This is a genomic window from Pseudomonas sp. JC1203, assembly GCF_056175065.1.
The window spans coordinates 105,067-128,387 of sequence record NZ_JBWCAM010000005.1 but is presented as its reverse complement, the minus strand read 5'-3'; the positions used below and the strand labels follow the sequence as shown (position 1 = coordinate 128,387).

Sequence of the window (23,321 nt, the reverse complement as noted above, 5' to 3'; positions counted from 1 at the left end):
ATGAACGACTTCAGCACCCTGCAACTCGAACATGACCCGCGGGGTTTCGCCACCCTGTGGCTCAACCGCCCCGACAAACACAACGCCTTCAACGCCCAGATGATCCGCGAACTGATTTTGGCACTGGACACCGTGGCCGCCGACGCCAGCCTGCGTTTCCTGCTGATTCGCGGCCGCGGCAAGCACTTCTGCGCCGGTGCCGACCTTGCCTGGATGCAGCAATCGGCGCAGCTGGATTTCAACACCAACCTGGACGACGCCCGCCAGCTGGCCGAGCTGATGTACAACCTGGGCAAGCTCAAGCTGCCGACCCTGGCCGTGGTTCACGGCGCCGCCTACGGTGGGGCGCTGGGGCTGATCAGTTGCTGCGACATGGCCCTGGGCACCGCCGATGCGCAATTCTGCCTGTCGGAGGTGCGCATCGGCCTGACGCCTGCGGTCATCAGCCCCTTTGTGGTCAAGGCCATCGGCGAGCGTGCCGCGCGCCGCTATGCGCTGACCGCCGAGCGCTTCGACGGCCAGCGCGCCCACGAGCTGGGCCTGCTGGCCGAAACCTGCGCCAGCGCCGAGCTGGAACAGCGCCTGGCGCACTGGGTGGACAATCTGCTGCTCAACAGCCCCCTGGCCATGCGCGCCTGCAAGGAGCTGCTGCGTGAAGTCGCCCACGGCGAAACCACCGCGGCGGTGCGGCGTTACTGCGAAAACGCCATCGCCCGCATTCGTGTCAGCGGCGAAGGCCAGGAGGGCCTGCGCGCGTTCCTGGAAAAACGAGCACCGGCCTGGCAGGAGCAACAGCCATGAGCACTATTACCTCCCTGCTGGTGGCCAACCGCGGCGAAATTGCCTGCCGGGTAATGCGCACCGCCAAGGCCATGGGCCTGACCACCGTGGCCGTGCATAGCGCCATTGACCGCGACGCCCGGCACAGCCGCGAAGCCGACCTGCGCGTGGACCTGGGCGGCAGCAAGGCCAGCGACAGCTACCTGGATATCGACAAGATAATTGCCGCCGCCCACAGCAGCGGCGCCCAGGCCATTCACCCCGGCTACGGCTTTCTTTCCGAGAACGCCGCATTCGCCCGCGCCATCGAACAGGCCGGGCTGATTTTTCTCGGCCCACCCGCCTCGGCCATCGACGCCATGGGCAGCAAGTCGGCGGCCAAGGCGCTGATGGAAACCGCCGGGGTGCCGCTGGTGCCTGGCTACCACGGCCAGGCCCAGGACCTGGAAACGTTCCGCGCCGCAGCCCAGCGCATCGGCTACCCGGTGCTGCTCAAGGCCACGGCCGGCGGCGGTGGCAAGGGCATGAAGGTGGTGGAGCGCGAAGCCGAGCTGGCCGACGCCCTGGCCTCGGCGCAACGTGAAGCGCAGTCGTCGTTTGGCGACGCGCGCATGCTGGTGGAAAAATACGTGCTGCAACCCCGTCACGTGGAAATCCAGGTGTTTGCCGACCAGCATGGCCAGTGCCTGTACCTCAACGAGCGCGACTGCTCGATTCAACGCCGCCACCAGAAAGTCGTCGAGGAAGCCCCGGCGCCAGGCCTCACCCCACCGTTGCGGCAGGCCATGGGCGAGGCTGCGGTGAAAGCCGCGCAGGCCATCGGCTACGTCGGCGCCGGCACCGTCGAGTTTCTGCTGGACGCCCGCGGCGAGTTTTTCTTCATGGAGATGAACACCCGCCTGCAAGTGGAACACCCGGTCACCGAGGCCATCACCGGCCTGGACCTGGTGGCCTGGCAGATTCGCGTGGCCCAGGGCGAGCCACTGCCCATCACCCAGGCGCAGGTGCCGCTGCACGGCCACGCCATTGAAGTGCGGCTGTACGCCGAAGACCCGGACAATCAGTTCCTGCCCGCCACCGGCACCCTGGCGCTGTACCAGGAGTGCGCCCCAGGCCCCGGCCGCCGGGTGGACAGTGGCGTCAGCGAGGGCGACAGCGTGTCGCCGTTCTATGACCCCATGCTGGGCAAGCTGATTGCCTGGGGCGACACTCGGGAACAGGCGCGGCTGCGCCTACTCGCCATGCTCGACGAGTTCGCCGTGGGCGGCGTGCGCACCAACCTGGCGTTCCTGCGGCGCATCATCGGCCACCCGGCGTTCGCCGCCGCCGAGCTGGACACCGGCTTCATTCCCCGCCACCAGGCCGAGCTGCTGCCCGCTTCGGCCCAATTGCCCGAAGCGTTCTGGCAGGCCGCGGCTGCCGCGTTCGTGCAGCCAACCAGCAACGATCCATGGGGTGCGGCCAATGGCCTGCGCCTGGGCTTGCCGGCGCAAACCGTGGTGCACCTGCGGTGCCGCGACCAGCGCCAGGTAGTGCACCTGCAGCCCTGCCCTCCCCACGCGCCAGCCTTCATGCGCGGTCACACCCTGTACCTGCGCTGGAACGGCGAAGTGCATCCGGTAACCCGTGTCGACCCCATCGCCGAAGCCGACGCCAGCCACGGCCAGCAAGGCGGCCTCAACGCGCCCATGAACGGCAGCATCGTGCGGGTGCTGGTGAGCGTTGGCGAGCAGGTGGAGGCCGGCGCACCGCTGGTGGTGTTGGAAGCCATGAAGATGGAACACAGCATTCGCGCGCCGGAGGCTGGGGTGGTGAAGGCGTTGCATTGCCAGGAGGGCGAGATGGTTGCGGAGGGGGATGTGCTGGTAGACATGCAACCCGAGTGATTGGACGCGGCCTGCGGCCGCTGCTACAGGAGATCCGTAGCAGCGGCCGAAGGCCGCGTCTCTTCAGGCAGCCACTTCGTAAAGCTTGACCACCGCAGCCTCGCCGTCACGCAAACACTGGCGCAAGCGCTGCGCTTCCTGCTCGGCCACGCCAACCGCCTTGTCCTTCACGTGCCCGTACCCGCGAATCTGCTCCGGCAAGCGCGCCAGGCTCAGCGCCGTGTGGCGGTTAGCCGGGGTCAGGTGCTGAAGAATCAAAGCGATGTCAGCCTGGTAAGCCTCGATCAGCGCCCGCTCCTGGCGCCGCTCCTGGCTGTAGCCGAACGGGTCCAACGGCGTGCCGCGCAGGAATTTCAATGGCGCCAGCAGGCCGAACGCCTTGAGCATCCACGGGCCGAAACTGCGCTTGCCCTGCTTGCCCAGCCACGACGGCGCCAGGTGGAACTGCAGGCGGTAGTCGCCCTCGAACTGGCCCTGCAACTGGCGGGTGAACTCGCCGTTACTGTACAGCCGCGCCACTTCGTATTCGTCCTTGTAGGCCATCAGCTTGAAGGCATAACGGGCCACCGCCTCGGTCAGCGCCAATGGCTGGCCGGGCAGCTGGCGGGTTTCGCTGGCGCGCACCTGCTCGACCAGCGCCAGGTAACGGTCGGCATAGGCCTGGTTCTGGTAGTCGCGCAAGGTTGCCGCGTTGGCGGCCACGCGCTCTTCCAGGCTCGGTTCTACCGGGGCCTGCACCACCGGCTTCAGCACCGCTTCCACCGTGCGCACGTCATGGGCTGCGCGGCGCCCCCACAGGAACGCCTGCTGGTTGAGGTTGACCGCCACCGCGTTGAGCTCGATGGCTTTTTCGATGGCTTCGGCGGTCAGCGGAATCAACCCCAACTGGTAGGCGTAGCCGAGCATGAACAGGTTGCTGGCAATGCTGTCGCCCAGCAGCCCCACTGCCAGGCGCGTGGCATCGACGAAGTGGGTCTTGTCGGCGCCCACTGCGTCGCTGATCGCCTGGGTCATGGCCGCCGCCGGGAACTGCGCATCGGGGTCGCGGGTAAAGGCGGCCGTGGGCGTCTGCTGGCTGTTGATGACGGCGTGGGATTTGTCCAGGCTCAGCTTCGCCAGCGCGTCAGGCCCGGAAGCCACCAGCAGGTCGCAGCCCAGCAGCAGGTCGGCATCACCGGCGGCGATGCGCACGGCGAACAGGTCTTCCTGGCGCGCGGCGATGCGAATGTGGGTCACCACCGGGCCGAATTTCTGCGCCAGCCCGGCCTGGTCGAGCACGCTGCAGCCCTTGCCTTCCAGGTTCGCGGCCAGGCCCAGCATGGCGCCCACGGTAGTCACGCCGGTGCCACCGACGCCGGGCAGGAGGATATTGAACGGGCGCGCCAGGCTCGGCAGTACAGGTGCCGGCAGCGCCGCGAAGGCCTGGTCACGGCTGGGCAACTGCGGCTTGCGCAACTGGCCGCCGTGCACGGTGACGAAGCTGGGGCAGAAACCCTCCACGCAACTGAAATCCTTGTTGCAGGCGTTCTGGTCGATCTCGCGCTTGCGGCCCTGGGCCGTTTCCAGCGGCAGCACCGACAGGCAGCCCGACTTCACCCCGCAATCGCCACAACCCTCGCACACTGCCGGGTTGATCAGCGCGCGCTTGTTCAGCTCTGGCATGGTTCCGCGTTTGCGCCGGCGACGTTTTTCCGTGGCGCAGGTCTGGTCATAGATGATCACCGACACGCCCTTGAACTCGCGCAACTCGCGCATCACCGCGTCCAGGTCGCGGCGGTGGTGGAAGGTGGTGATAGGCGCAAACCCGGCGCGGCTGGGGTATTTATCCGGCTCGTCGCTGACCAGGGCGATGCGCTGCACGCCTTCGTCGAACACCTGGCGGCTGAGCTGGTCGACCCGCAGGGTGCCGTCGATGGGCTGGCCACCGGTCATGGCCACGGCGTCGTTGTAGAGAATCTTGTAGGTGATGTTCACCCCGGACGCCACTGCGGCGCGAACCGCCAAGTGGCCGGAGTGGAAATAGGTGCCGTCGCCCAGGTTCTGGAACACGTGGGCGGTCTCGGTGAATGGCGCCTGGCCGATCCAGGTCACGCCCTCGCCGCCCATCTGGGTGAAGGTATCGGTTTCGCGGTCCATCCAGATAGTCATGTAGTGGCAGCCGATACCGGCCAGCGCGCGGCTACCCTCGGGTACCTTCGTAGAGCTGTTGTGCGGGCAGCCAGAGCAGAAATGCGGGGTACGCTGCACGTTGTGCAGCGGCGCCTGCAGGGCCTGCTCCTTGTCCTGCAGGAAGCGCAGCCGCGCCTCTATCTGCGGGCTGCTGTAAATGGGCGCAAGGCGCCTGGCGATGACCCGGGCGATCATCGCCGGGGTCAGCTCGCTGAGGTTGGGCAGCAGCGAGCGGCCTTCCTCGTCGAACTCGCCCACCACCCGCGGGCGCTTGTCCACGGGCCAGTTGTACAGCTGGCCGGTGAGCTGGTCTTCGATGACGCTGCGCTTTTCCTCCACCACCAGGATCTCGTCCAGGCCCTGGGCGAAGTCGTGCACCGAAACCGGCTCCAGCGGCCAGCTCATGCCGATTTTCAGCACGCGAATGCCCACGCTGGCGCACAGCTTTTCATCCAGGCCCAGCTCTTCCAGGGCCTGGCGCACGTCCAGGTACGACTTGCCGGTGGTGACAATGCCCAGCCGCGGCTGCGGCGAGTCGAGCACCACCTTGTTCAGCTGGTTGGCGCGGGCAAAGGCGCGTGCGGCGTAGATCTTGTAGGTGTTAAGGCGCGCTTCCTGGGCCAGCGGCGGGTCGGGCCAGCGAATGTGCAGGCCGCCCTCGGGCAAGGCGAAATCGGTGGGCTCGCAGGTTTGCACCCGCAGCGGATCGACCTCGACCACCGCCGAGGAATCGACGTTCTCGGCAATGGTTTTCATCGCCACCCAACAGCCGCTGTAACGCGACAGTTCCCAACCGATGATGCCGTAGTCGAGCATTTCCTGGACGTTGCTGGGGTTGAGCACCGGAATCATCGCGGCGATGAACGCGTGCTCACTTTGGCTGGCGATGGTGGAGGACTTGCAACCGTGGTCGTCACCGGCCAGCACCAGCACGCCGCCCTTGGGCGCCACGCCGGCCGAGTTGCCGTGCTTGAACACGTCGCCGCAGCGGTCCACACCCGGGGCCTTGCCGTACCACAGGGCGAACACGCCGTCGTACTTGCCCTGGGGAAACAGGTTCACCTGCTGGCTGCCCCACACGGCGGTGGCGCCCAGTTCTTCGTTGACCCCGGGCTGGAAATGGATGGCGTTCTTCTGCAGGTAGTCGCGGGCTTCCCACAGGCTTTTATCGAGATTGCCAAGGGGCGAACCACGGTAACCGGAAATGAAGCCTGCGGTATTCAGGCCACGGGCCTCGTCGCGCTGTTTCTGCAACATGGGCAGGCGCGTGAGGGCTTGGGTACCCGTGAGGTACAGGTGCCCGGTGGCGAGGCGGTACTTGTCGTCCAGGCGGACGTCGGCTAGGGACATGCGGCACTCCTGTTATTTTTATGGTTGCCATGACTCATCAGTCAGTGGCTAAAAATATGCCTTTCGGAGTGAGGCTTTTTCTTTCTAAATTCGGGCGTTTCTGCTGTTATGGCGCATGAACGTTGCGCCAAAAACAAGAAAAGGGAAATGATCATGCAGTCCAAACTGAGCGCCCTCGACCGTCGCATCCTGCGCCTGCTGCAGCACGACGCCGACCTGTCGGCGGCCGAGATCGCCGAGCGCGTGGAGCTGTCGCAGTCACCGTGCTGGCGGCGCATTCATCGCATGCAGGAGGAAGGGCTGATCGAACGCAAGGTGGCCCTGCTGAACCCGCAGAAGCTGGGCCTGACCATGACCGTGTTCGTCAACGTCAAGCTGTCGGGGCACGGGCGGCGCTACCTGGCCGAGTTCGAGGAAGCGATCACCGGCTACCCGGAGGTGCTGGAGTGCTACACCATGGCCGGCGGTATGGATTACATGCTCAAGGTGGTGGCCCAGGACATTGGGGCCTACGAACGTTTCCTGCGCGACCATCTGTTGCAGAAGCCGCATGTGCAGGAAGCGCATTCCAACATCGCCATGAGCGAGGTGAAACGCACCACGGAGTTGCCGCTGGACTGAGCGAAATAAATTTTCACAAACGCGGCAACAAATCATTTGACTTGCAAATGATAACGATTATTATTGAGCCAACTGATCGCGAGATCGGTTGGGTAATTCGAAAGGCCTTAGGTCGGACTTTCGAATTATCTCCTCATCAGGCTAATCACGGTTTTTGACCCGGCTTTTTGCCGGGTCTTTTTTTTAGTTTCTTCAGGCTAATGAAGAAGGGTGTTGCTTGAATTCGATGGCGCGCATGATAGCAAAGGACTATTGCGACAGGAAAGTGCTCATCGCTAATTTTCAGCTAGCAAATCAATTATTTAGCCAGCCAGATGACATATTTGCACTTGAGAATCACTCTCAAAAATATTAAGCTGCGGCAGCGTCAGGGAAGACGCCCCCTCACGGATGCTCTCGCAGCCCGCTATCGACCAGGCCCCATGGCGGCCAGGAGGACGTTTCGATGACCCATCTGCTCACGCCCCTGCACAACCTTTTCCAGCACCAGCCGGTCGACCAGGGCCAGGATGCACTGTACCTGCGCCTGAAGAAATTGCCGCGCCGCGTGCAACAGGTGTTTCTGCTCAGCCGCCTGGATGACCTGCCCTACCCCGCCATCGCCCAGCGCCTGGACCTGAGCGTGGAGCACGTCGAACGGGACATGCTGCAGGTGCTTGAACAGTGCCGCAGCCCTGCCGGCAGCCAAGCCGCCAGCGCCTGGTACGTGAAACTGCAGAACCCGCACACCACCGCCAGCGACCGCATCGACTTCCGCCGCTGGCTGGACGCCGACGCCACGCACCTGCAAGCCTTCCACGCCACCGAACTGCGTTGGCGCCAACTGCTGGCCGCAGCCCGGCACCTGGGCGAGTCCGGCTGGCAGCACCGTCGCCGCCACACCGGCCTGCTGGGCTGGGGCATGGCGCTGCTGGGCGCGTTGCTGCTGGGTGGGTTGGCCGGCTGGATCTGACTGGCGCCACGCTTGCGTGTAAAGTACGGGCGTCCTCGACTTTATAAGGAAGCGAACAATGGCCGCGGCCCCCCTTACCATCAGCGCCGATTTCGACAGCGGCAATGTCCAGCTGCTCGACGCCAGCGACCCTCGGCAGGTGCGCCTGGCAATGCGCCCGGACACCCACAGCGCCCATTTCCAGTGGTTCCATTTCAAGGTCGACGGCCTCTCGCCTGGCCAGCCTTACGGCTTCAGCCTGACCAACGCCGGGCAGTCTTCCTACAAGAACGCCTGGGCCGGCTATAACGCCGTGGCCTCCTACGACCAGAAGACCTGGTTCCGCGTACCCAGCCACTTCGACGGCCAGGCGCTGACCTTCAGCTTCGAGCCCGAACAGCCCCAGGCCTGGTTCGCCTATTTCGAGCCCTACAGCCGCGAACGCCACGACTGGCTGATCAGCGAGGCCGTGACCCAGGCCGGCCTGCAGTTGCTGGCCGTGGGCAAGAGCGCCGAAGGCCGCGACCTGCAACTGCTGCGCAAGGGCGACGGCAGCGAAGGCAAGAAAAAGGTCTGGCTGATTGCCCAGCAGCACCCGGGCGAGCACATGGCCGAATGGTTCATGGAAGGCATCATCGAACGCCTGAAGCATCGTGACGATGCCGAGCTGAACGCCCTGCTGGCCGAAGCCGACCTGTACCTGATCCCGCACATGAACCCCGATGGCTCGTTCCATGGCCACCTGCGCACCAACGCCAAAGGCAAAGACCTCAACCGTGCCTGGCAGGACGCCAGCGCCGAGTTCAGCCCCGAGGTGTTCTTCGCCCTGCAGCAGATGCAGAAATACGGCGTGGACCTGTTCATCGATGCCCACGGCGACGAGGAAATCCCTCACGTGTTCACCGCCGCCTGTGAAGGCAACCCGCAATACACCCCGCGCATCGCCGAACTGGAACAACGCTTCCGCGACCTGCTGTGCCAGCAGACCCCAGACTTCCAGCAGGTGCACGGCTACACCCGCGACGAGCCGGGCCAGGCCAACATGACCCTGGCGTGCAACGCCGTGGGGGCGAAGTTCGACTGCCTGTCGCTGACCCTGGAAATGCCGTTCAAGGACCACGACGACAACCCCGACACGGTCACCGGCTGGTCGGGCAAGCGCTCGGCGCAGTTGGGCAAGGACGTGTTGAGCGTGATCGCGACAATGGCCCGCGACCTGCGGTAACCGTGGACGCAGCCTGCGGCAGCTGCTACGGGATTGCTTTTGTAGCAGCGGCCGCAGGCCGCGTCATGGGCTACGGGGTGTTGGCCTTATCCCCCGAAGTCATGCTCTGTAGCACGCCGTCGCGGCGGATCCAGCCGTGGTACAGCGCCGCGCCCAGGTGCGCCAGCACCGTCAGGAACAGCAGGTACGCCAGCACGCCATGGGCCTTGCGCAACAGCGCATAGGTATGCGGCTCGGCCGGCAATATCGGCGGCAGGTGCAGTGAGGCGCCCAGCATCACCGGGTCGCCCGCCGCCGAAATCATGGCCCAGCCCACCAGCGGCAGCACGAACATCAACGCATACAGCAACCAGTGCGACAGCTTGGCCGCCAGTTTCTGGATGCCCGGCAGGTCGGCCGGCAACGGCGGTTGGCGGGTACACCAGCGCACCAGCAGGCGCACGATCACCAGCGCCAGAATGGCGATGCCCAGCGGCTTGTGCAGGTGCAGCAGCCACTCATGGCGCTCGGACACGGTGCTGACCATGCCCACGCCAATGAACAGCATGGCAATCAGCATGATCGCCATCACCCAATGCAACACCCGCGCGGCCGGGGCAAAATGTTCAGGACGTGCTTTCATGGCTTGGCCTCCCCGGCAGGTGCGTTGGCGCTGAGCTGGTCGACTTCCGAGGTGCGGCGCAGGTACGAGCTGGCGTAAGCCGCCGAGCGCGCGGCCAGTAGTGGGTCGTTGGAGGCTTCGATGCCGCTGGGCAGTATGGTCGGGTCATAGTTGACGTCACGGCACTGCCCAGTGATTTGCGGTTGCATGCGCTCCACCACCAGCGTGCCGGCGTCCACGGTCTTGCGCCCGGCGGGCCAAGCCTTGCTGGCGTCGTCCACCGGGTCGCCGGGTTCTGCCAGGGTCATGCGCAGGGTCCAGCGCAGCGGGCCGCCGGCCAGGCGTTGGGCCAGGTCAGCCTGGAGGAAATCGGCGCCGGCGTTGGCGCCGGCCGGCGTGCTGTCGGTGGCGTCAGGCACCACCGACCAGCGCGCGGCCTGGCGCTGGCCATCGGCATTGTCGAGGTAGAAGGCATTGATGCTGTTATAGGTTTCCGTGGCGTAGCTGGCCGACGGCTTGGCGCCCTTGACCCAGGCCAGGAACGGTCCGGTCTCGGGGTGGGTGGCGAAGAATGCAGGCATGGCGTCCGGCTTCGGCTTGCCGGTGGCCGGGTCCGGGGTGCCGGCCTTGAGCATGGCGTAGAACGCTTCGGGCGTACCTACCGGGAACACCGGCATGCTGTTCATGCCCGTGCGCCACTGCTGCCCGTTGGCCAGGTTGAAGCGCAAGGCGAAACTGCGCAGCGGCACACTGCTGTCGGGCGCATAGGGGTTGCCGCTGGGCAAGGCGAAACGCCCCACCACCGGCGTCCGCCCTTGGGCGAACACGCTGCTGCTGGACAGTGCCTGCAACTGGCCGTTGCCTTCGAAATAGCCGATCACGCACACGCCCTTGGCGTGGTTGCGGCGGTAGCCGGGGTGTACGCCATTGTTGGTCTGCAGCGCGTTGACCAGGTCGCGGGGCTTGAGCCGCTCCGGGTCCAGGCGCCCACTGACATAGGCGAAGGCGGCCACGGCGACGGCCAGGATGGCGGCGATGCCCAACAGGCGCACGGCCTTGTCGAACAGGGTCAAGGGTGGGGGCGTTGGTTGCGGCATGAGCGACTCCGGAATCGGTGGGGTGCTATGAGACGAAGGCCGGCGCGTTTTATTCCCTGTCCCGCCGCTGAATAATTTGAGGTTAGGCCCGGTGGAATAAAACGCCTCGTCATTCGTCTTGCTAGTCTTGAAACAGAGCCCCACCGTGCAGGCCGCCATGAACGAGTTTGATGATCAATTGCGTACCCTGTTGCCGCGCCTGCGCCGTTTCGCGCTGTCCTTGACCCGCGAACCCAGCAGCGCCGACGACCTGGTGCAGACCTGCCTGGAGAAGGCCTTGAGCCGGCGCGCCAGCAAGGACGCGGAGGGCGAGCTGCGCGCCTGGCTGTTCCAGATCCTCTACCGCCAGTTTGTCGACAACCATCGCCGCGCGCGTCGCTATGCGCGGCTGCTGGAGTTTTTCACCGGCCGCGACGACTATCAGCCGTCGGTGGAGCGCACGGTCATGGCCCAGTCGGCCCTGCAGTCCTTCGACCGCCTCAGCGACGAGCAGCGCGCGCTGCTGCACGCCGTGGCCGTGGAGGGCCTGAGTTACCAGGAGGCCGCCACCGTGCTGCAGGTGCCCATCGGCACTGTCATGTCACGCTTGTCGCGCGCGCGCCAGGCTTTGCGCCAGCTCAATGAAGGCGAGATCCATCGCCCTGCCCTGCGGATACTGAAATGATTACCTTGCCGCCGACCGAACACGACCTCCACGCCTACGTGGACCTGCGCCTGAGCCCCGCCGACCGCCAGCGCCTGGAAACCTGGCTGAACAGCCACCCCGAGGCTGCCGCCCAGGTGAAGGGCTGGCAGAAGGACGCGCGCCTGCTGCGCTCGGTGCTGGGCAGCTCGCCCCTGGCCGACAACCCGGCGCTGGACCCGACCACCCTGCGCGTGCGCCGCCGCCACCGTTACCAGCAACACCTGGCCCGCGCCGCCGTGCTGGTGCTGGCCGTGGGGCTGGGAGGCCTGGGCGGCTGGCAGGCCCACGAAGCCCGTCACCCCAGCGTGGCGCCCATGACCGACGCGCTGCAGGCCTACCGCCTGTTCGCGCAGAAAGACGTGCTGCCCGCCGATTTCAAGGTCAGCGACGCCGACACCCTGCAACCCTGGCTGGACCGCAATTTCACCAACGCCAAGCGCCTGCCCGACCTCAGCCAGGCCGGCTTCAAGCCGGTGGGCGCACGGCTACTCAGCACCGACCAGGGCCCCGCCGCCATGGTGTTATACCAGGATACCAAAGGTGCGCGGGTCACCTTCTACATCCGCCCGCCAGGCCCGGACAACAACCTGCTGCCTCGCGGTTCGCGGCGTGAAGGCAACTTGCAGGCGGACTACTGGTCGGGGCCTGGGTACAACTACGCCGTGGTGGCCCCGGTCGACATCGCTGCCAAGACCCTGCAGAACCTGTAGCAGCGGCCGCCAGGCCGCGTCAGGGCACGGTTTTCCAGGTACACCGCGGTGTGGCCGGACGCAGCCTTCGGCAGCTGCTACGTGGTTCCTGTAGCAGCGGCCGTTAGGCCGCGTCAGGGCACGGTTTTCCAGGTACACCGCGGCGTGGCCGGACGCAGCCTTCGGCAGCTGCTACGTGGTTCCTGTAGCAGCGGCCGTTAGGCCGCGTCAGGGCACGGTTTTCCAGGTACACCGCGGCGTGGCCGGACGCAGTCTTCGGCAGCTGCTACGTGGTTCCTGTAGCAGCGGCCGTTAGGCCGCGTCAGGGCACGGTTTTCCAGGTACACCGCAGCGTGGCCGGACGCAGCCTTCGGCAGCTGCTACGTGGTTCCTGTAGCAGCGGCCGCCAGGCCGCGTCAGGGCACGGTTTTCCAGGTACACCGCGGCGTGGCCGGACGCAGCCTTCGGCAGCTGCTACGTGGTTCCTGTAGCAGCGGCCGAAGGCCGCGTCAGGGCACGGTTTTCCAGGTACACCGCAGCGTGGCCGGACGCAGTCTTCGGCAGCTGCTACGTGGTTCCTGTAGCAGCGGCCGAAGGCCGCGTCAGGGCACGGTTTTCCAGGTACACCGCAGCGTGGCCGGACGCAGCCTTCGGCAGCTGCTACGGGGACTGGTGTCCGCTAGAACGCCACATCCACCACCACACTATCCAGATACCCCCCCACCGGCGGCGTCATCTGGTCGGTGTACACCCTGCCATTGAAGTTGAACACCTGGCTCCCCGTTCCCGTGCCGTTGCCCGGGTTTACCTCGGCATCGCTGCTGCTGCGCCGCGCCGCTCCGGTGCTGCCCCAACGCACCGTGCCGGCGCCCTTGAACAGGTCGTAGGCCAGGTAGTTGCTGCCAGAGATCATGCGCCGCCGCCCCCCGGCGCTGACGGGGTAGCCGCCATCGCTGAGCCCCACGGTATAGGCACTGCCCAGGGTGCAGGCCACACTGATGCTGCTGTTCACCGTGGTGAAGCCCAGCACCAGCGGCGCACTGCCCAGGTTGATATTCGGCGCGGTGATCTGGCAGTCGTTGGTGACTTGCAGGGTGACCTGCATGGTGGTCGCCCCCGAACCTATGTCGCGCCCCAGGCAGATGGCGCCGATGCCGATGCCCGAGCAGTAGTTCCAGTTCCAAGCCAGGTTCAAGGTCTCGCTGTAGGTACCGGCCGGCACGTTGCTGCCGATGATGGTCTTGAAGTACAGCGGCACCGACTTGGGCGAGGAGCCGGCCAACAGCCCCAGCGCGTCGATGATCGAGTTGCGCGCAAAGTCATAGGCCACCCCGCGGGTCAGCGGGTAGCTGGTGCTGTCGTTGGCGTACACCGTGTAGCCGATCACCAGCCCTGCGGCACCCACCTGCAGCCCGGGCTGGCTGGAGCTCACCGTCAGGTTGAAATGATCACCACTGCCCAGCAGGCTCAGCAGCGAACCGGTGCAGGTCAGCGCACCGTTAAGGGTGGAGGTGGACTGCACCGTGGTACGCAGCAGCACCGAACTGACCTGGCCGAAGGTGGGCGGCGTTGGCGTGGAAATAGCGCAGACTGCCTGCGCCCCCGCGCTGGCCATCAGCAACACCGGCCCCGCCAGCCACCGCTTCATTGGCACACCAACGGCCCCAGCAAGGGCACGTCGCCCTGCTGCTGCACGTCCAGGTCGAATTGCACCCGGCACTGGCTGCCATCCACGCGCTCCACCACCAGGCTGTTGTGCGCCGCCAGGTTTTCCAGGTACACCAGGCCGTCCCAGCCGACCACGGTGCGCGCACCGCTCTGCTCGTGCAGCACGTTGCTGCTCAGGGCCAGGTGTTGCTGGTTGGCGTCCACCAGCACCAGGCTGGCGGCCACCACCCGGGTCAGCGGGAACTCCAGCAGATAGCCACTGCCGCGGCGCACGGCCACGCGCTGTTCCACCGACGGGCTGCGCACGTTGGCCGGCAGGTTGAGCGGGTCGATCTCGTATTTGCCGCGGTAGTAGCCACTGGTCCACGGCACCAGCAGGTGCCCGCTGCGGTCGGTGTCGCCGACGCGCTGGTTTTCGTAGCGCACCGGCACGCCGCCATAGCCGTCGGTGCTCACCAGCACGAAGGCATCGTCGATGCGGTTGGCGGCGAACACGCTGCCGTCCATCCACACCAGCGAACCGGCGGCGTCGGCCCAGCGCGTGGTCTGCTCGCTGGTACCGTAGGCGCCCACCTGCAACTGCACCGACTGCAGGCGCCAGGTCAGGTCGGCCTGGCGGTAGGTCTGCTGGTCGCCGCGCGAATAGCCCAGGTTGTAGCCGACGCCACCCTCGGTTGGCACCGCCTGGCTGTAGTTGACCCGCTGCTGGGTCTGGCCCTGCTGGCTGCGCTCGATGCCAACGCTGAGGTTGCCGCGCAGGTCGATCGGGATGGTGACCTGCGCCTGAACCGCCCAGTTGCTGGCGCCGATTTCATGGTTGGCCGACAGGTAGAAGCTGCTGTTGCCCCACAGCGGCTTGCTCCAGGTGAGGTTGAGCAGGCGGGTGCGCGAGTCATCGCCGGCGCGCACGTCGAAATAGCCGGCGCCGAGGCTGCCGTAGCGGTCCAGGTTGACGCTGAGGGTGGCCTGCTGGCTGCGCTGGCTCATGCGCGTGTAGGGCGCGTCCACCAGGGTCAGGTCGGCGTAATCATCACGCCGTTGCAGGCGCTGGTAATTGAAGCTGAAGCGCGGGCTGTTGTACTGGTAACCCAGGCTGTACTGCTGGCCGCCGAGGCCGTCGTAGCGGCTTTGGCTGACGGCGGTATTGAGCACGCCCAGGTTACCCAGGCGCAGGTTGCCGCCCACGCCGCCCAGGTTCAGCGCCTGCGCAGCCTCGGCGTGCCCCTCAAGCGTAAAGTAGTCACTGAGGCCGTAGCGCACGCTGGCGGTGGAGGCGCCGGGTCCGTAGGCAAAATCCTTGAGGCCGTAGTCCCGGCGCACGCTGCCCGCCGCCACGGAAAAGTCCATCAGGCCTTGCTGCAACAAGGTGCTGGTGACGTAGAACGGCAGCGTGGTGGACACCTGCCGGCCCAGGGCATCAGTGGTCACCACCACCGCCTCACCCGCGCCATTGATGTAGGGAATGTTGGTGAGGGTATAGGGCCCCGGCTGCAACTCGGCGCTAGTGCTTTTGTAGCCGTTGATGAACAGGTCCACCGAGGACGGCACCGCCGCCTCGCCGGCAAAGGCAGGCAACGGGTAGGTGACCAGATCCGGCCGCACGGAAAAGTCTCGTGACAGCTGCACCCCGCCCAGGCGCACCGAGTTGCTCCACGGCAAAGAACCGCTGACCAGGTCGCCGGCCTCGACGGTCAACAGGTGCTCGTCGTCGCTGTAGCGCCATGTCGTGTCGTAGCGGCGGAAGCGGCTGGTGTCGGCGTAGGCATTGCCCGACAGGCTCTGGCGCAGCTGCCCAGTGCTGGACACCGTGCCCCAGCTGTCGAAAAAGCGCAGTTCGTTGTAGGCCGCCAGGTAGCGGCCCGCGTCGTCAGTGTCGTTCAGGTACAGGTCGTAGTTGAACAGCGCACCGAAGCTGCTCATGGCCTGGCTACGCGGGTACGCCTGGCTGCTGCCGATGCGCTGGGCCGGCAGCCAGTCGGGCGGTACGTCCAGCAGCAGGCGCTGGGCCTGGCTGTCGTAGTCGGTGTGCAGGCCCTGCACGCTGTCCAGCGCCACCTCGGGGCCGTCAATGCCGGGCAGTGTCAAACCGGCCGCCTGCAGGTCGGCCAGTGGCAGGTACAGCTGCCCGGCGCGTTGCTGCACCTGCACCACGCGGCCGGTGCTCATCCGGTTGACCACCAGTTCAAGGTACAGGGGCGCATCGGGCTCAGCCTCCAGGCCGGTGGGCGGTGGCGGCAGCTCCCCTGCCAGCGTGGCACAGGGGTACAACAGCCACCCCAAGGTGAACCACGCAAGTGTCGAGGGGCATCCGTGCCGATCGATGGGCCATCTCCCTTATCAAGCCAACCCCACCCACGCCAATCAGCGCGCAGGCGCCACGGTTTGCGGCGCCGCACTACCATTCACGCGGCCTTGCAACGCCGACACCTGCGCGGTTTCCGGCAGCGGCCAGCGCATGCTCGCGCCCGGCAGCACGTACCCCAGCAGGCCTTCGCCCAACGGCCGGCGCTGGGCACCCTGCTGCACTGCCACGTCGGTGAGGCGCGCGTGCACCGGCCCCTGGTTGCGCACCTCGACAAAGTTCCGGCCGTTCTCGCTGACCGTGCGCCAGCTCAATGCAGGCACACCCGCACCCTTGGGGTCGCGCTCGCGGCTGGGGTCGGGCTTGCTCCACAGGCCGGCACCGTAGGCGAACAACGGCACCGAATAGCGCATCTGGAAGCGGATGGCGGCAGCCGTCTTGCCCTGGCCATCCTGGCCGGGCGGCTGGGCTGCCGGAATCTCGTCGATGATGATGCGGTAGGCCTGCTCCTGGCCCGGCGGTATTTCGCGGGTGCGGGTCAGGCGTACCAACTGCTTCTGGCCAGGCTCGATGTGTGCCACCGGCGGGCTGCCGATCACGTCGCGCTGGTTCTGGTACTGGTCATCGAAACCCGTCTGGCTCCAGGCGAACACGCGCACCTGCAGGTTCGCAGGCTCGCTGCCACGGTTCTCCAGCCACAGTGCACTGGCCTGCTGGTCAGCTTCCAGCACCGGGTCGATGGGCCAGATCAGCACCGAACTGGCCGCCTGCACCGTGAACGGCAACAACACCCCACAACACACACTGCCCCAACGCCACATACACACACTCCACAGGCAAAATTCGATGGCCGCCCCGGCTTACCAGGACAACTCCACTTGCAAGACATCGCTGTAGCTGCCGGCCGGCACGTTGCCGGGCAGGCTCAGCCGGCCGTAGATGGGCAGGCTGATGTTGGTTGAATCGGCGTAGGCCACCGTCACGGTCTGGCTGATGCCCAGCGCCTGGCTGTAGGCCGCGTCGCGAAACAGCTGGTAGGCCACCAGCGCCGTGCCCGCCTTGAGGTTGCGCGAGGTTCCGGCGTTCTGGCCGCCGTCCACTTTCATGTTCAGGGTGACCCCCGGGGTGCACTGCAGGGTCACCCCGGTACCGGGCACTGCCGCCGACGCCGTGCCGGTGGCCAACGCCGACCAGCTGCCGAAATTGAGGCTGCCGTAGTTGCTGCCGCCGCCCACCACCAGGCAACCGCTGGTGATGGCGGCGCTGACCTGGAAGGTGCTGGTGGTGGCGGCGTCCAGCGGCCAGGGCGCCGCAAGCGTCGCCAGCAGCAGCGCGGTTTTGAGGCCCGGCATGGCTAGAACGTCAGCTCTACCGCGACCGTGTCGGTGTAGGTGCCGGCGGGCAGGCCCGCCACGCCGATGGCGCGGCCGTACAGGTTGACCGTCTGCGCCACGCCGGTGCTGGTGGCCAGGCTGATGGTGCCGTCGATGGCCAGCAGGTTGGCGAAGCCGGTGTCGGTGAAGAAGTCGTAGGGCACGAAATGCCCGGCGCCGTCGGCCAGCGCGCGGGCGCCGCCGGTGGCCTGGCCGTCATGGCTGCCGGCGCGCACCTTGACCACCGGCACCGTGCCGGCCGAGCAGAGAATCGACATGGCCCCGCCACCACCGCCCAGCACCTGGCTGCTGGCCTGGGTGAACAGGCTGCTGGTGGTGCCGAAGTTCAAGCTACCGAAGTTGATGTTGGTGCTGCCGGCCACGCCGTTCACCAGGCAGCTGCTGGTCAGCACCAGGCTGGCGGTGACTTGCCCGGTGACCGTGGTGGCCGCCTGGGCGGCGGGCGTCAGCGCTGCCAGCAAGGCCAGGGCCGGTAACAGGGCGGCGGAACGAAAAGCCTGTGCGTGCATGATTCACTCCTTGTGTTACCAGTTCAGGGTCACCCGCAGGGTGTCGCGGTAGATGCCCGCCGGCAGCGCGCGGGTGTTGGCCACCACGGCGCCGAAGATCGGGATGGGGATTTGCCCGCCACTGCTGACGGCGAAGGTCTTCTGCTCGCCGATGCTGTAGCGCTCGGTGCCGGCGGCGTTCTGGTACAGTTGATAAGGGATGGTGCGGCTGCCGTTGCTCAGGCGCCGGGTGGTGCCGTCGCCGTTGGCGCCGCCATCGATGGTCACGCTGAAACCGGTGACTGTGGGGTTGCAGGCCACCTGCAGGGCGCTGCCACCGCTGGCGACGTTGGCGCCAATGGGCGCTGTCCAGGTGGGGCCCTGGTCGCCGAAGTCCAGGGCGCCGAGCGAGCCGGTGGCGGCGGTGCTGCCAGCGCTCTGCACCTCGCAGCCGGCGGTGATCACCAGGCGCGCCTGGATCTGCCCGCTGACGCCGTTGACGGCAGCCACGGCATGGCTGGCCCACAGCAGCGCGAGCACGGCGGCCAGCCAGTGCCCTACCATGTCACGGTGACCTTCAGCAGGTCGCTGTATTGCCCGGCACGCGGCACCTGGGCCAGCGGTTCGATGCGCGCGTACAACGGCAGTTCGATGGTGCCGGTGGCCGGCACTCGGCCGCTCAACGGTTGGTCGACGGCAAAGGGCACGTGGCGCGCCGGGTCGCTGTACAGCCGATAGGGAATGGCGTTGCCAGCGGTGCTGGCCAGGTAGCGCACGTCGCCGACGCCACCGTGCTGGCCGCCATCGACCTGTACCTGGTAGGCGGTGTCGGGGTTGCATTCCAGGCGCGGCAAGCGGCTGCGTGGCAGTTGGGCGGACAACGGGCCGGCGCGGTCGTCCAGGCGTGCGGTGCTGCCGAAGTCCAGCAGCCCAAGGTCCTGTGGACCGGCGTCGCGCACCTGGCCCAGCAGCACACAGCCGCGCTGCACGTTCACACGCACCTCGACCTGCAGCTCGGTGGCCAGTGCCGGGCCGCCAAGCATCAGGCTCGACAGCGCGGCGATCGCTAATCCCTTCACATCCTCAATCCTTTCGAGGCGCTCATCCATGAATTGCAGGCTAGCATTCGAGGCGGAAGTTGCCACTTCGGTCAGCGTATTGATACACGCACAAGCCTTGCCTGGCGGGCACCCGCCGCAGGTTTTCAGTCTTTCTTGTCAGCGTTGATGCGTGACGCGCTAGCGGCCATCGTCGTCTTGATGCACCGGGTAAAACGTTTCAGCTACCGGCTGTCATACCTTGGTACTGATCCTGTCAAGTCCTGGCATAACAGGTCGATGCACTGGTCAGGCACCCCACTAAAAATCTGCCGCTCAAAGGTCCCGAACCCGATGAACCCTTTCCGCTTTCTTCGCCAGGCCACATCGAACACCCCCGGGACCGCCAGCGTGCTGTGCAGCTTCAACGCGCTAAGCGGCACGCTGCAAGGCGTGAAGCTGGCGCCGACGTTCATCGCCGGCTTCATCTCGCCACACCTGGACCTCGACGCCGTGGCCCGGCAACTGCGCCAGCGCTTCCCCCAGGCCACCCTAAGCCTGTGCACCACCGCCGGCGAGCTGTGCAGCACCAGCGACGCGCTGTACTGCAACGCCCAGGGCCAGTGGGACCGCATCGTGCTGCAGCTGTTCGACGCCAGCGTCATCGCCAGCGCCGAGCTGGTCAGCGTGCCACTGCTGTCCGAAGACATCCGTGCCGGCGGCAAGCGCCTGCCCATGCGCGAACGCATCGCCAACCTGGCCGCCACGCTCAAGCGCACCCGCGTGAGCCTGCCCATCGACAACCGCGACACCCTGGCCTACGTGCTGTTCGACGGCCTGTCCGCCTCGGAGTCATTCTTCATGGAGGCGCTGTACGAGTCCGGGCGCTTCCCCTGCCTGTTCGTCGGCGGCTCGGCGGGTGGCAAGGACGACTTCAAGGCCACCCTGCTGCACGACGGCCAGCGCAGCTACCAGAACCACGCGCAGATCGTGTTCCTGAAATGCGCGCCACAGGTGCGTTTCGGCGTGTTCAAGAGCCAGAATTTCGAGCCCACGAAGCTGTCGTTCAGCGTGCTCACCGCGTCGCTGGAAGAACGCTACATCCATCAGGTGTTCGACGCCGCCGGCAACATCAAGACCATGGTCGCGGCCTTGTGCGACGCGTTCAAATGCGTGCCCAACCAGCTGGACAAATACCTGGCCGAATACTCCTTCGCCATTCGCGTGGGCGAGGAGTTGTTCGTGCGCTCCATCGCCCGTATCGACTACGCCCGCGAGACCGTGCACCTGTTCTGCGACGTGGCCCCGGGCGAAGAGCTGGTGATGGTCAAGCGCACCTCGCTGCGCGACGCAACCCAGCGCGACTTCCAGCGATTCCTGCAGGGCAAGGGCGGCCAGCCGCTGGTGGGCCTGCTGAATGACTGCATCCTGCGCCGCGCCAACAACGCCGGTAAACTGGGCGAAATGACCGGGGTATTCGGCGACGTGCCGGTGGCCGGTTTCTCGACCTTTGGCGAGATCCTGGGGTTGAACCTGAACCAGACGCTGACCGCGATCTTCTTTTTCAAAGTCGCCAACGGCGCCACGTTCAGCGACGACTACATCGACAACTTCGCCAGCCACTACGGCGAGTTCAAGGCCTTCTTCCTGCGCCGGCAGATCCAGAAACTGGCGGGGCTGAACCGCGTGGTGGTCAAGCAGATCGACGCCTTCAAGCACCAGCAATTCACCAGCTCCCTCGACACCCATGGCCTGGACGCCAGCGTGCTGCCGGTGTTCGACGGCCTCGACGACCTGGGCATGGTGCTGTCCCAGGCCACCCACCAGCAGGAAGAAATCGCCCGGCAGTTGCAGCACTACTCCGGCGAACTGCACCTGTCCATGGACGAACTGACCGGCACCATCAACCAGCAGAACAGTGTCACCGCCCAGGCCGGCACCACCGTGGCCGGGCTGTCCAGCCATGCCGACCAGGTGGTGGGCAGCGCCCGTGACCTGGCGCAGTCGAGCCTGCGCATCCAGTCCATCGTCCAGGTCATCCAGCAGATCGCCGGGCAGACCAACCTGCTGGCCCTGAACGCCGCCATCGAAGCCGCCCGCGCCGGCGAGACCGGGCGTGGCTTCGCCGTGGTGGCCGACGAGGTGCGCAAACTGGCGGAAATCACCCGCAAGAACGCCGGCGAAATCGGCGTGGACATCGATGCGCTGGCTGGGGAAATCCAGAACGTGGCGTTGCAGATTGAAGAGCAATCGACCGCCGTGGGCACCCTGCGCGCGTTGCTGGGTGACCTGGAGAATTCAAGCCGGATGACCGAGGGCACCTCGCAGCGGACCAAGAAAATCGCCGACACGCTGACGGGTTTGACGCATCTGGACGGGCGTTAAACCACCGGCGTGCGCACGCAGTCTTCCGGGCCCACTAACCGCCCTTGCTGGGAACGCACCTGCAGGGGGGCCAACGGCTGGCGGGTGTCGCCGTCCAACAGCAGTGAATGGGTTTCGCCCGCCTGGTACAGGTGCTGCTCACCCCACTGGCGCAGCGCGACCACGACGGGGAACAGCGCCCGCCCCTGCGCGGTCAGCACATATTCCTTGTAGGCGCTGCCGTCCGACGCCGGGCGCAGGTCGAACACACCCGCCTCTACCAATGCCTTGAGCCGCGCGGCGAGGATGTTCTTCGCCAGGCCCAGGCTTTTCTGGAACTCGCCGAAGCGTCGCAAGCCGTCGAAGGCATCGCGCACTATCAACAGGGACCAGCGCTCACCAACCGTTTCCAGGCTGCGAAACACGGGGCATTGCGCTTGTTGCGGGGCGCTGGGAGAGGTCATGGCAAGATACCGGCCGGGTGCATGTGGTTGCATATTAAAACCAGAATTGCTACAAACGCAAAATCTGGTTTCTTTTTGAAACCTCATTGCCCGACAGGACCGCCCCGCAATGAACCACCTCTCACCCCGCCTCACCTGGCTGCTGGCGCTGACCGCCGGCCTGGCAGTAGCCACCGTGTACTTCATCCAACCGCTGCTGCGCTCTATAGGCGAAAGCCTTGGCGTGGCGCCTGGGGCGCTGGGCTTGCTGGTCACCCTCACCCAATGCGGCTATGGCGCCGGGCTGCTGTTGATCGTGCCGCTGGCCGAGCGGCTGGACCGCCGGCGCATGATCATCGGCCAGTTGCTGCTTTCCAGCGGGGCCCTGGTGCTGGGGGCACAGGCAGGCCAGTGGTGGTTGCTGTTGACGGCCATGCTGGGCGTAGGCCTGATGGCCGTGGTGGTGCAAGTGGTGGTGGCCTACGCCGCTACCCTGGCCAACCCGGCGCAACGGGGCCAGGTGATTGGCACGGTCACCAGCGGCATTGTCGTCGGTATCCTGGCGGCGCGCCTGCTGTCGGGCGCAGTCGCCGATGCGGGTGGCTGGCGCCTGGCGTTCGCCGCCTTCGCCGGGCTGCTGCTGGGCATGGCACTGCTGCTGGGCACCGCCATGCCCGCGCCGGCAGCCGCTGCCACGCGGCAGTCCTACGGGCAATTGCTGCGCACCATGGCCCGGCTGTTCCTGCACCACCGCCTGCTGCGCCGGCGCGGGGTGCTGGCGATGCTGGTATTTGCCGACTTCAGCATCCTGTGGTCGAGCATGGTCCTGCCCCTCAGCGCCCCGCCGTGGTCACTCAACCACACCCAGGTTGGCCTGTTCGGCCTGGCCGGCATCGTCGGCGCCCTGGGCGCAGCGCGCGCCGGGCGTTGGGCGGACGCCGGCCTGGCCCGGCGCACCAGCGGCTGGGCACTGGCGCTGCTGGCCGGCGCCTGGCTGCCGATCGCCTGGGCGCCGTCCAGCCTCTGGGCGTTGCTGCTGGGCGTGTTGATGCTGGACTTCGCCGTGCAGGCGGTACACGTCACCAATCAGAGCCTGCTGCTGGCGCAGCCTGCGCAGGGGCAAAGCCAGCTGATCGGCGCATACATGTGTTTCTATTCGGTGGGCAGTGCGCTGGGGGCGCTGGCGGCCACGCAGGTGTATGCGCAGTGGGGCTGGCTGGCAGTCTGCGGGCTGGGCGCCGCGGTGGCGCTACTGGCGTTGGCCTGGTGGCTGAGACCGTAGCAGCTGCCGCCAGGCGGCGTCCTGCACCCACGGCGGTGTCAGGAACGCCGCGCCGCTCAGGACGCGGCCTGCGGCCGCTGCTACATCCTGTGGGAGCTGGCGTTCCCGCGAGCTGTTGGGGCCCTAAAAGCTCGCGGGCCAGCCCCCCGCCCCCAACCCCGTGGGGGGACCCAGACCCGTGGGGGTGCGGGTTGCCCTGCGTGGTGTTGGGCCCATAAAAGCTCGCTGGCAAGCCAGCTCCCACAAGACAGTTGCTGCTACAGAGACCGCTCCGGTGCCAGGCCTTGGAAAATATTCCTACATACTTTT

20 protein-coding genes are annotated in these 23,321 nt (G+C 66.4%); 9 read left to right on the top strand and 11 right to left on the bottom strand.

The window, feature by feature from the left end; genetic code table 11:
- Together AC0SZ7_RS09825 and AC0SZ7_RS09820 are read left to right on the top strand one after the other, a co-directional pair.
- On the top strand, nucleotides 1–801 hold the full coding sequence (locus AC0SZ7_RS09825) for a gamma-carboxygeranoyl-CoA hydratase (RefSeq protein ID WP_475504216.1): 801 nt from the start codon (nucleotides 1–3) through the stop codon (nucleotides 799–801).
- The gene (locus AC0SZ7_RS09820; RefSeq protein ID WP_475504215.1) at nucleotides 798–2,666 is read left to right on the top strand and encodes an acetyl/propionyl/methylcrotonyl-CoA carboxylase subunit alpha; all 1,869 of its coding nucleotides are present in this window, start codon (nucleotides 798–800) and stop codon (nucleotides 2,664–2,666) included. The genes AC0SZ7_RS09825 and AC0SZ7_RS09820 overlap by 4 nt, the downstream gene beginning before the upstream one ends.
- A gap of 63 nt (nucleotides 2,667–2,729) precedes the next feature.
- On the opposite strand, the gene AC0SZ7_RS09815 is transcribed toward AC0SZ7_RS09820, so the two are convergent.
- Nucleotides 2,730–6,185: an indolepyruvate ferredoxin oxidoreductase family protein gene (locus tag AC0SZ7_RS09815; protein ID WP_475504214.1), complete on the bottom strand. Its 3,456-nt coding sequence runs from the start codon at nucleotides 6,183–6,185 to the stop codon at nucleotides 2,730–2,732.
- 153 nt (nucleotides 6,186–6,338) lie between these two features.
- Here AC0SZ7_RS09815 and AC0SZ7_RS09810 point away from each other — a divergent pair, with 153 nt between their 5' ends.
- From AC0SZ7_RS09810 to AC0SZ7_RS09800, 3 genes are all read left to right on the top strand, one after another.
- A complete protein-coding gene (locus tag AC0SZ7_RS09810; RefSeq protein WP_475504213.1) occupies nucleotides 6,339–6,806 on the top strand; it encodes an Lrp/AsnC family transcriptional regulator in 468 nt (155 codons plus the stop codon).
- A 445-nt stretch (nucleotides 6,807–7,251) separates the two neighbouring features.
- Nucleotides 7,252–7,758, top strand: a complete 507-nt coding sequence (locus AC0SZ7_RS09805; protein ID WP_475504212.1) for a DUF4880 domain-containing protein — start codon at nucleotides 7,252–7,254, stop codon at nucleotides 7,756–7,758.
- 58 nt (nucleotides 7,759–7,816) lie between these two features.
- Nucleotides 7,817–8,962, top strand: a complete 1,146-nt coding sequence (locus AC0SZ7_RS09800) for a M14 family metallopeptidase (protein WP_475504211.1) — start codon at nucleotides 7,817–7,819, stop codon at nucleotides 8,960–8,962.
- Between the two features lie 70 nt (nucleotides 8,963–9,032).
- Here the strand turns inward: AC0SZ7_RS09800 and AC0SZ7_RS09795 are convergent, their stop codons facing one another.
- A complete protein-coding gene (locus tag AC0SZ7_RS09795) occupies nucleotides 9,033–9,584 on the bottom strand; it encodes a cytochrome b (protein ID WP_475504210.1) in 552 nt (183 codons plus the stop codon).
- Nucleotides 9,581–10,660, bottom strand: coding sequence for a catalase family peroxidase (locus AC0SZ7_RS09790; RefSeq protein WP_475504209.1), 1,080 nt, complete (start codon nucleotides 10,658–10,660; stop codon nucleotides 9,581–9,583). The genes AC0SZ7_RS09795 and AC0SZ7_RS09790 overlap by 4 nt, the downstream gene beginning before the upstream one ends.
- 157 nt (nucleotides 10,661–10,817) lie before the next feature.
- On the opposite strand from AC0SZ7_RS09790, the gene AC0SZ7_RS09785 reads away from it, so the two are divergent.
- Together AC0SZ7_RS09785 and AC0SZ7_RS09780 are read left to right on the top strand one after the other, a co-directional pair.
- Complete coding sequence (locus AC0SZ7_RS09785) at nucleotides 10,818–11,324, top strand: sigma-70 family RNA polymerase sigma factor (RefSeq protein ID WP_475504208.1); 507 nt, start codon at nucleotides 10,818–10,820, stop codon at nucleotides 11,322–11,324.
- Nucleotides 11,321–12,055, top strand: coding sequence for an anti-sigma factor family protein (locus AC0SZ7_RS09780; RefSeq protein ID WP_475504207.1), 735 nt, complete (start codon nucleotides 11,321–11,323; stop codon nucleotides 12,053–12,055). Before AC0SZ7_RS09785 ends, AC0SZ7_RS09780 begins: the two co-directional genes overlap by 4 nt.
- Before the next feature lie 658 nt (nucleotides 12,056–12,713).
- Here the strand turns inward: AC0SZ7_RS09780 and AC0SZ7_RS09775 are convergent.
- From AC0SZ7_RS09775 to AC0SZ7_RS09745, 7 genes are all read right to left on the bottom strand, one after another.
- Nucleotides 12,714–13,682 (bottom strand): Csu type fimbrial protein, encoded by a 969-nt coding sequence (locus AC0SZ7_RS09775; protein ID WP_475504206.1) that lies wholly within the window; start codon nucleotides 13,680–13,682, stop codon nucleotides 12,714–12,716.
- Complete coding sequence (locus AC0SZ7_RS09770) at nucleotides 13,679–15,970, bottom strand: fimbria/pilus outer membrane usher protein (protein WP_475504205.1); 2,292 nt, start codon at nucleotides 15,968–15,970, stop codon at nucleotides 13,679–13,681. Before AC0SZ7_RS09770 ends, AC0SZ7_RS09775 begins: the two co-directional genes overlap by 4 nt.
- A gap of 93 nt (nucleotides 15,971–16,063) precedes the next feature.
- Nucleotides 16,064–16,825, bottom strand: a complete 762-nt coding sequence (locus AC0SZ7_RS09765) for a fimbrial biogenesis chaperone (RefSeq protein WP_475504204.1) — start codon at nucleotides 16,823–16,825, stop codon at nucleotides 16,064–16,066.
- A gap of 39 nt (nucleotides 16,826–16,864) precedes the next feature.
- Nucleotides 16,865–17,356, bottom strand: a complete 492-nt coding sequence (locus AC0SZ7_RS09760) for a Csu type fimbrial protein (RefSeq protein ID WP_475504203.1) — start codon at nucleotides 17,354–17,356, stop codon at nucleotides 16,865–16,867.
- Between the two features lie 2 nt (nucleotides 17,357–17,358).
- Nucleotides 17,359–17,907 (bottom strand): Csu type fimbrial protein, encoded by a 549-nt coding sequence (locus tag AC0SZ7_RS09755; RefSeq protein ID WP_475504202.1) that lies wholly within the window; start codon nucleotides 17,905–17,907, stop codon nucleotides 17,359–17,361.
- A 15-nt stretch (nucleotides 17,908–17,922) separates the two neighbouring features.
- The gene (locus AC0SZ7_RS09750; protein WP_475504201.1) at nucleotides 17,923–18,450 is read right to left on the bottom strand and encodes a Csu type fimbrial protein; all 528 of its coding nucleotides are present in this window, start codon (nucleotides 18,448–18,450) and stop codon (nucleotides 17,923–17,925) included.
- Nucleotides 18,444–18,929 (bottom strand): Csu type fimbrial protein, encoded by a 486-nt coding sequence (locus AC0SZ7_RS09745; protein ID WP_475504374.1) that lies wholly within the window; start codon nucleotides 18,927–18,929, stop codon nucleotides 18,444–18,446. Before AC0SZ7_RS09745 ends, AC0SZ7_RS09750 begins: the two co-directional genes overlap by 7 nt.
- Nucleotides 18,930–19,277: 348 nt before the next feature.
- Here AC0SZ7_RS09745 and AC0SZ7_RS09740 point away from each other — a divergent pair, with 348 nt between their 5' ends.
- Complete coding sequence (locus AC0SZ7_RS09740) at nucleotides 19,278–21,308, top strand: methyl-accepting chemotaxis protein (RefSeq protein ID WP_475504200.1); 2,031 nt, start codon at nucleotides 19,278–19,280, stop codon at nucleotides 21,306–21,308.
- Here AC0SZ7_RS09740 and AC0SZ7_RS09735 read toward each other — a convergent pair.
- Complete coding sequence (locus tag AC0SZ7_RS09735) at nucleotides 21,305–21,751, bottom strand: winged helix-turn-helix transcriptional regulator (RefSeq protein ID WP_475504199.1); 447 nt, start codon at nucleotides 21,749–21,751, stop codon at nucleotides 21,305–21,307. The genes AC0SZ7_RS09740 and AC0SZ7_RS09735 overlap by 4 nt on opposite strands.
- Nucleotides 21,752–21,860: 109 nt before the next feature.
- Between AC0SZ7_RS09735 and AC0SZ7_RS09730 the strand changes: the two genes are divergently transcribed.
- Nucleotides 21,861–23,012 (top strand): MFS transporter, encoded by a 1,152-nt coding sequence (locus AC0SZ7_RS09730; RefSeq protein ID WP_475504198.1) that lies wholly within the window; start codon nucleotides 21,861–21,863, stop codon nucleotides 23,010–23,012.
- The last annotated feature ends 309 nt before the right edge of the window (nucleotides 23,013–23,321 follow it).

Excerpts from the sequence above, each read along its gene's own strand:
- AC0SZ7_RS09825 (WP_475504216.1), top strand. The coding sequence starts at position 1 with ATGAACGACTTCAGCACCCTGCAACTCGAACATGACCCGCGGGGTTTC.
- AC0SZ7_RS09820 (WP_475504215.1), top strand. The coding sequence starts at position 798 with ATGAGCACTATTACCTCCCTGCTGGTGGCCAACCGCGGCGAAATTGCC.
- AC0SZ7_RS09815 (WP_475504214.1), bottom strand. The coding sequence starts at position 6,185 with ATGTCCCTAGCCGACGTCCGCCTGGACGACAAGTACCGCCTCGCCACC.
- AC0SZ7_RS09810 (WP_475504213.1), top strand. The coding sequence starts at position 6,339 with ATGCAGTCCAAACTGAGCGCCCTCGACCGTCGCATCCTGCGCCTGCTG.
- AC0SZ7_RS09805 (WP_475504212.1), top strand. The coding sequence starts at position 7,252 with ATGACCCATCTGCTCACGCCCCTGCACAACCTTTTCCAGCACCAGCCG.
- AC0SZ7_RS09800 (WP_475504211.1), top strand. The coding sequence starts at position 7,817 with ATGGCCGCGGCCCCCCTTACCATCAGCGCCGATTTCGACAGCGGCAAT.
- AC0SZ7_RS09795 (WP_475504210.1), bottom strand. The coding sequence starts at position 9,584 with ATGAAAGCACGTCCTGAACATTTTGCCCCGGCCGCGCGGGTGTTGCAT.
- AC0SZ7_RS09790 (WP_475504209.1), bottom strand. The coding sequence starts at position 10,660 with ATGCCGCAACCAACGCCCCCACCCTTGACCCTGTTCGACAAGGCCGTG.
- AC0SZ7_RS09785 (WP_475504208.1), top strand. The coding sequence starts at position 10,818 with ATGAACGAGTTTGATGATCAATTGCGTACCCTGTTGCCGCGCCTGCGC.
- AC0SZ7_RS09780 (WP_475504207.1), top strand. The coding sequence starts at position 11,321 with ATGATTACCTTGCCGCCGACCGAACACGACCTCCACGCCTACGTGGAC.
- AC0SZ7_RS09775 (WP_475504206.1), bottom strand. The coding sequence starts at position 13,682 with ATGAAGCGGTGGCTGGCGGGGCCGGTGTTGCTGATGGCCAGCGCGGGG.
- AC0SZ7_RS09765 (WP_475504204.1), bottom strand. The coding sequence starts at position 16,825 with ATGTGGCGTTGGGGCAGTGTGTGTTGTGGGGTGTTGTTGCCGTTCACG.
- AC0SZ7_RS09760 (WP_475504203.1), bottom strand. The coding sequence starts at position 17,356 with ATGCCGGGCCTCAAAACCGCGCTGCTGCTGGCGACGCTTGCGGCGCCC.
- AC0SZ7_RS09755 (WP_475504202.1), bottom strand. The coding sequence starts at position 17,907 with ATGCACGCACAGGCTTTTCGTTCCGCCGCCCTGTTACCGGCCCTGGCC.
- AC0SZ7_RS09750 (WP_475504201.1), bottom strand. The coding sequence starts at position 18,450 with ATGGTAGGGCACTGGCTGGCCGCCGTGCTCGCGCTGCTGTGGGCCAGC.
- AC0SZ7_RS09745 (WP_475504374.1), bottom strand. The coding sequence starts at position 18,929 with ATGCTTGGCGGCCCGGCACTGGCCACCGAGCTGCAGGTCGAGGTGCGT.
- AC0SZ7_RS09740 (WP_475504200.1), top strand. The coding sequence starts at position 19,278 with ATGAACCCTTTCCGCTTTCTTCGCCAGGCCACATCGAACACCCCCGGG.
- AC0SZ7_RS09735 (WP_475504199.1), bottom strand. The coding sequence starts at position 21,751 with ATGACCTCTCCCAGCGCCCCGCAACAAGCGCAATGCCCCGTGTTTCGC.
- AC0SZ7_RS09730 (WP_475504198.1), top strand. The coding sequence starts at position 21,861 with ATGAACCACCTCTCACCCCGCCTCACCTGGCTGCTGGCGCTGACCGCC.